The organism is Bradyrhizobium sp. PRIMUS42 (assembly GCF_023006515.1).
In the GTDB taxonomy this organism is placed as follows: domain Bacteria; phylum Pseudomonadota; class Alphaproteobacteria; order Rhizobiales; family Xanthobacteraceae; genus Bradyrhizobium.
In genome coordinates, this window is record NZ_JALBGZ010000474.1 from 1 (window position 1) to 5,114 (window position 5,114).

Sequence of the window (5,114 nt, forward strand, 5' to 3'; positions counted from 1 at the left end):
GACCTCGCCGACCAGCGGATGGCTGGTGAGCTCGCGCAAGCGGCCCTGCATGTAGCCGCCGAGCTCGGCGGCATGCGCGACCAGACCGCGCTCCTCGATGATCTTGAGGTTTTCCAGCGCAATCGCCGAGCCGACCGGATGGCCGCCCGCGGTGAAGCCGTGGCCGAGCACGCCGATCTTGTTGCTCTCGTCAGCGATCGGCTCGAACATGCGGTCGTTCATGATGATCGCCGAGAATGGAAAATAGCTCGAGGTAATCTGCTTGGAGACCACGAGCACGTCGGGCTTGATACCGTAGGTCTCGCAGCCGAACATCTTGCCGGTGCGGCCGAAGCCGCAGATCACCTCGTCGGCGACCAAGAGGATGTCGTACTTGTTCAGGACCTTCTGGATCTTGTCCCAATAGGTCGCCGGCGGCACGATGACGCCGCCCGCGCCCATCACCGGCTCGCCGAAGAACGCCGCGATCGTATCGGGCCCTTCCTTCTGGATCAGGGCGTCGAGCTCCTCCGCCCGGCGCGTCGCGAACGCCTCCTCGCTCTCGCCGGGGGCGCCGTCCTTGTAGAAATGCGGCGAGCCCGTGTGCAGGATGTTCGGCAGCGGCAGGTCGAACGAGCGATGGTTGTTCGGCAGGCCCGTGAGACTGGCCGAGGCAATGGTGACGCCATGATAGGCGCGCATCCGGCTGATCACCTTCTTGCGCTGTGGCTGACCGAGCGCGTTGGAGCGATAGGCGATCAGCTTCAACACGGTGTCGTTGGCTTCCGAGCCGGAATTGGTGAAGAACACCTTGCTCATTGGCACAGGCGCGAGCGCCACCAGCTTCTCGGCAAGGTCGATCGAGGGCCCGTGCGATTTGGCGGAAAACGTGTGATAGAACGGCAGCGCCAGCATCTGCTTGTGCGCGGCCTCGACCAGCCGCTTCTCGTTGAAGCCGAGCCCGACGCTCCACAGGCCGGCCATCGCCTCGAAATAGCGCTTGCCCGACGCATCGAAGACATAAGGACCATCACCGCGCTCGATCACCAGCGGACCGGCCTGCTGATGCGTGCGCGCGTTGGTGTAGGGATGGAGCTGATAGGCCACATCCCGGGCCTCTTGCGAATTGGGCAGCATGGACATTTGCGAAGATCCTTGAAAGCGTGACGTCGCAGGCAGAGCCAGCGTCATCACTCGATGATCAAGTACCTTGGCTATTGCGACAGCGCGAAGCTTGCAACGCCAATTCGTCGGCAGCAAGCGCTCAGCAGCGTTGCACAAAGCCGCATGTCGGGATTTGGGCAGCTCTCACGCAGCGTCGTCGTCATGCCCGCCATCGGCACCGGCAGCGGCTTCCCTCACCTCCACCAGCGCCATCGAGAGCAGATAGGCCGTCGTCGGCAGACCCAGCCTGCGCGCCGTCTCGGCGGCATGCGACAGATCGCTCGCCAGCTCCTTGAGCTCGTCTCCCCGTGACAATCTCTCACCCCGTCCGCCGGTCGCGGCCGCCTACAGCGCGACGGCGCCGCTGGTTCTGATCAGTTCGGCGCTGGACTGGACTGTAGCAAAGTTCCCGATGACATTCACTACCGCATGCTTGTAGGCGGCGGCATCGCCCATACCTGGCGTCCGACAAGCCACGGCATCTGTGACCACGTGATAGCGATGGCTGCGGTGAAACCCGTCCACGGCAGTGGCCAGAATGGTCTCGTCCAGGGAAAAACCGATCAGAATGCAGCGCATGGCGCGGATATTAGACATATAGTCCACAAACCGCGACGAGCTGTAGGCGGACGGCAGCGGGTGCTCGAATGTCATCTCTCCCGGCCGCGGCTTGGTGTGCGCGATCCAATCGGTCAGCCTGGATGCCGGATTGAACCAGGCGGCCTGCGCGATGCGTTTCAGATGCATCACCGGCCACAGATTGCCGCGCCACAGCGTCAGCAGTTCCAGGCAACGCGCCGTGGTGGCGTCGCCGTCGAGAATAACGTGGCGGCGCCCGGGGGTCAGGTATTCGACCTGAAGATCCGCGCAGACCAGGATCGGCGGATCATCGTGGATAGAAGCCAGCATCGTATTGCGCAGAGCTGCACCAATTTCAGCGGTCGGCGAGCGCGAGGTCCCGCAGTGGTGAGGACACCGCCCGCCCCGCCGAGGCGTCGAGCACGCCCGGCCGGTCCCAATCGCCCTCGGGACGGATGATCACATAGGGATCGCTGTCGAGCGTGATGGCGTCCGGGCCCGGCTCGATCTCCAGCAGCATTTCCGTGTAGGAAAAATCCGAGAAGGTGATCTTGCGATTGTGGCCGAGCGGCTTGGCGCCGAAATGGGCCCAGAAATCGACCAGCCTGTCCTGCGCCTGACCGTAGATCTTGCGAAACCCCTTGCGCTTCACGTAGTCGACGCTGGCCTGCACCAGCTTGAACGAGACGCGCGAGCGCCGGTATTGGTGACGCACCGCGAGCCGCTCCACCTTCGCGAAATCGCCGAAGAAGCGCACACGCAGACAGCCCGCAGGCTCGTTGCCGACGAAGCCGATGAAGTGCGCGGCGACCATGTCATTACCGTCGAACTCCTCCTCGAATGGACAATCCTGCTCGGCGAGATAGACCGCGGAGCGGATGGCTGTGACCAGCATGAGATCGCTGGGATCGCGCGCGAGGCGGATGGTGATGGCGCGGGAACAGGGCTTGGCGACAGGAATCCTAGTACCATGCATCTGCAAAACTCCTTGCTTGGATGATCGCGCCCGGCATGCGCATCGGCTGCCGATGCCAGGGCCGCTCGTAGCACCAGAGATCGGGCTGAAAGCTCGGGACCGGCGCAAAGCCGGTCGCCTTCATGATGTCGCGTCCGGCCACCGTTGACGGCTGCGCATAGCAATCGGCGTTGCGAAACCTTAGCTGTCGCAGATGCGCCGCAGCCTTGCCGAGACCGGCGATACCGCGCCCCGTCGCCGCGATCGCCCAGATGTAGATGGCGGCGACGTCTTCCTTCGCGGAAGCGAGATAGTGCGTCTCGGGCGCAGTAAGGCAGATCTCGTCGAGCAGAAGAGCATCGTGCCCGCGGTCATTGAGAAACAGGAAGGCCATGCCGCCGACGAGACGGCCCTTCCGGCTGAACGTCAGGATGCTCTGGGGATCGAACGTGAAGTATCGTGCAAGGTCGGCTGTCCCGATCCGCACGCCCGGCACCAGCCGGTGCGCCATCTGCGCAAGCGCGGCAATTTCGGAAAATTGCGCGCAGCGGACATCGACATCCGGGCTGAGCGGCAAGGCATCGAATTCATGCCTTGCGGCAAACGAACCCCTTTCCATACCCATATCACGCCTCTATCGTTCGAGGCTTTCGTGCCCCGCTATGCCAATGAGCTTAGCGGCTGGAGATCAGGAGTATGCAGCAGTTATTGCACCGGGGTGCTGCGATGATGCAGCACCGTGAAGAAGCCCTGGGCGCGTCCTGGGACGATTTGAAATTGTTTTTAGCTTGCGCAAAATATAAAAGTTTTCGCAATGCCGCCGAGGAGCTCGGGCTCACCTCCACCACGCTGATGCGCCGGATCGACCGGCTCGAAGAGAGCATCGGCTGCAAGCTGTTCCTGCGCGACCAGAGCGGACTCACGCTCAGCGACGAAGGCACCGCGATGATCGCCGACGTCACGCATATGGAGCGTCACGCCTTCAACGTCTTCCGACGCGCCTCGCGATCGTCGAACGACACCTCGGGGACCGTGCGCGTCGCGGTTACGGAAGGCCCGGGCAATTTCTGGATCCTGCCGCGACTGATCGACTTCCAGAAGACCTACCGCAGGATCACCGTCGACTTACGCTGCGCGATGGAGCAAGCTGACGTCGCGCGGCTTGAATCGGACATCGCAATCCAGCTCGAGTCGCCGACCAATCCCGACCTGATCGTCGCCAAGCTCGGGCGCCTGCACATCTATCCCTTCGTCTCCAAGGAGTACGAAAACCTCTACGGTGTGCCGGCGACCTTGGCCGAGCTGAACAATCACCGCATCGTCAAGCAGAGCGCGCCGCAGGTCGACGACGGCGCCTACGCCCGCGTGCTCGGGCTGAAGTCGCTCGAGGGCATCGTCGGAATCAAGACCAATTCCTCAGTCGGCGTGCTCTATGCCGTCGAGCGCGGTGCCGGCATCGGCTTCCTGCCGACGGTCTCGATCGCGCTCGGCGCGCCTCTCGTTGCCGTCGATCTCGGCGTCAGCCACCATGCCGATCTCTGGCTCACCTATCACAAGGAATTCCGAACCTCCGAGCGCCACAAGATCGTGGTCGATTGGCTGAAGAAGATCTTCGATCCCAAGTCCTATCCCTGCTTCCGCGACGAGTTCATCCATCCGAACGCGCTGGTGCCGATGATGACCGCCGCGCGCGAGGGGTTTGGATTGACGGGATATGTCGCGGCGACGCCGGCGTAAGCTTCAGCTCACCACCGGTACTCGAAGCCGACCGTGCCCTGGTGGGACGTCAGCTCGTTGCGGAACTTGCCGTCGTAATTGACGTAGAGCCGCGCCACGCTGGTCAGGCTCAGCGAAGCCGAGGCGCCGGCGTCCGCGCCGTAGCGGCTCTCGCCGATGCCGGGAACGACGATGCTCTGAGGTCCCAGGCTGACCTGGATCGAGCCAAGGTCCTGGTGGAAATTGTCGACGAACTTGCCGTAGGCGGACAGATCCAGGATCTTCTGGTCGATGACGAAGTAGCGGCCGATCTCGGCCCCGATCATGATGCGCGCGCGTGAGAGCGCGGTCGAGCCGACGTTGAGCGGGTCGAGGCCGCCGGCCTCCTGGAACGCCGCGCTGGTGGCGCGCACATATTCCAGCGCGCCCTTGGGCACGATGCGCATCTGGTCCTTGGTCCAGTAATAGCTGATCTCGGTCAGCGCGCCGTCGACCGCGGCGCGATAGCTCGCGCTCGCAAAGCCAAGGCCGGTGTCGCGGCTGGAACGGACCTTGCCGAAACCGTGCACCACCGCGAAGGCCCAGGTCCACGGGCCCTTGTCGACCGAGCCGTTGAAGCCGATCTGAGTCAGGTCGAGCGTCGCCGACTGCAGCGCCAACGGCACGTCGACGTCGGTGTGGCTCTGGTCGACGGAGAAGCCGAGATTGACGCCGGGGGCCA

General features: G+C 63.5%; 7 protein-coding genes. 1 reads left to right on the forward strand and 6 read right to left on the reverse strand.

The features are described 5' to 3' along the window. The 5 genes from MOV75_RS26950 to MOV75_RS26970 all read right to left on the reverse strand — a co-directional run. On the reverse strand, positions 1-1,122 hold a 1,122-nt coding region (locus MOV75_RS26950), incomplete at its 3' end, for an aspartate aminotransferase family protein (protein WP_247006897.1). Between the two features lie 165 nt (positions 1,123-1,287). Beyond that, positions 1,288-1,458: a hypothetical protein gene (locus tag MOV75_RS26955; protein WP_246926733.1), complete on the reverse strand. Its 171-nt coding sequence runs from the start codon at positions 1,456-1,458 to the stop codon at positions 1,288-1,290. Positions 1,459-1,488: 30 nt separating this feature from the next. Continuing rightward, complete coding sequence (locus MOV75_RS26960) at positions 1,489-2,052, reverse strand: isochorismatase family protein (RefSeq protein WP_247006898.1); 564 nt, start codon at positions 2,050-2,052, stop codon at positions 1,489-1,491. Between the two features lie 25 nt (positions 2,053-2,077). Next, positions 2,078-2,698: a GNAT family N-acetyltransferase gene (locus MOV75_RS26965; RefSeq protein ID WP_246926729.1), complete on the reverse strand. Its 621-nt coding sequence runs from the start codon at positions 2,696-2,698 to the stop codon at positions 2,078-2,080. Beyond that, on the reverse strand, positions 2,685-3,302 hold the full coding sequence (locus MOV75_RS26970; protein WP_246926720.1) for a hypothetical protein: 618 nt from the start codon (positions 3,300-3,302) through the stop codon (positions 2,685-2,687). The genes MOV75_RS26965 and MOV75_RS26970 overlap by 14 nt, the downstream gene beginning before the upstream one ends. 71 nt (positions 3,303-3,373) lie before the next feature. On the opposite strand from MOV75_RS26970, the gene MOV75_RS26975 reads away from it, so the two are divergent. Continuing rightward, a complete protein-coding gene (locus MOV75_RS26975; RefSeq protein WP_247006900.1) occupies positions 3,374-4,414 on the forward strand; it encodes a LysR family transcriptional regulator in 1,041 nt (346 codons plus the stop codon). A gap of 8 nt (positions 4,415-4,422) precedes the next feature. Here MOV75_RS26975 and MOV75_RS26980 read toward each other — a convergent pair. After that, positions 4,423-5,114 (reverse strand): autotransporter domain-containing protein (locus MOV75_RS26980; protein ID WP_247006901.1); only part of this gene is annotated, 692 nt, incomplete at its 5' end.

Coding starts and splice junctions, on each gene's coding strand:
- MOV75_RS26960 (WP_247006898.1), bottom strand. CDS start 2,052: ATGCTGGCTTCTATCCACGATGATCCGCCGATCCTGGTCTGCGCGGAT.
- MOV75_RS26965 (WP_246926729.1), bottom strand. CDS start 2,698: ATGCATGGTACTAGGATTCCTGTCGCCAAGCCCTGTTCCCGCGCCATC.
- MOV75_RS26970 (WP_246926720.1), bottom strand. CDS start 3,302: ATGGGTATGGAAAGGGGTTCGTTTGCCGCAAGGCATGAATTCGATGCC.
- MOV75_RS26975 (WP_247006900.1), top strand. CDS start 3,374: ATGCAGCAGTTATTGCACCGGGGTGCTGCGATGATGCAGCACCGTGAA.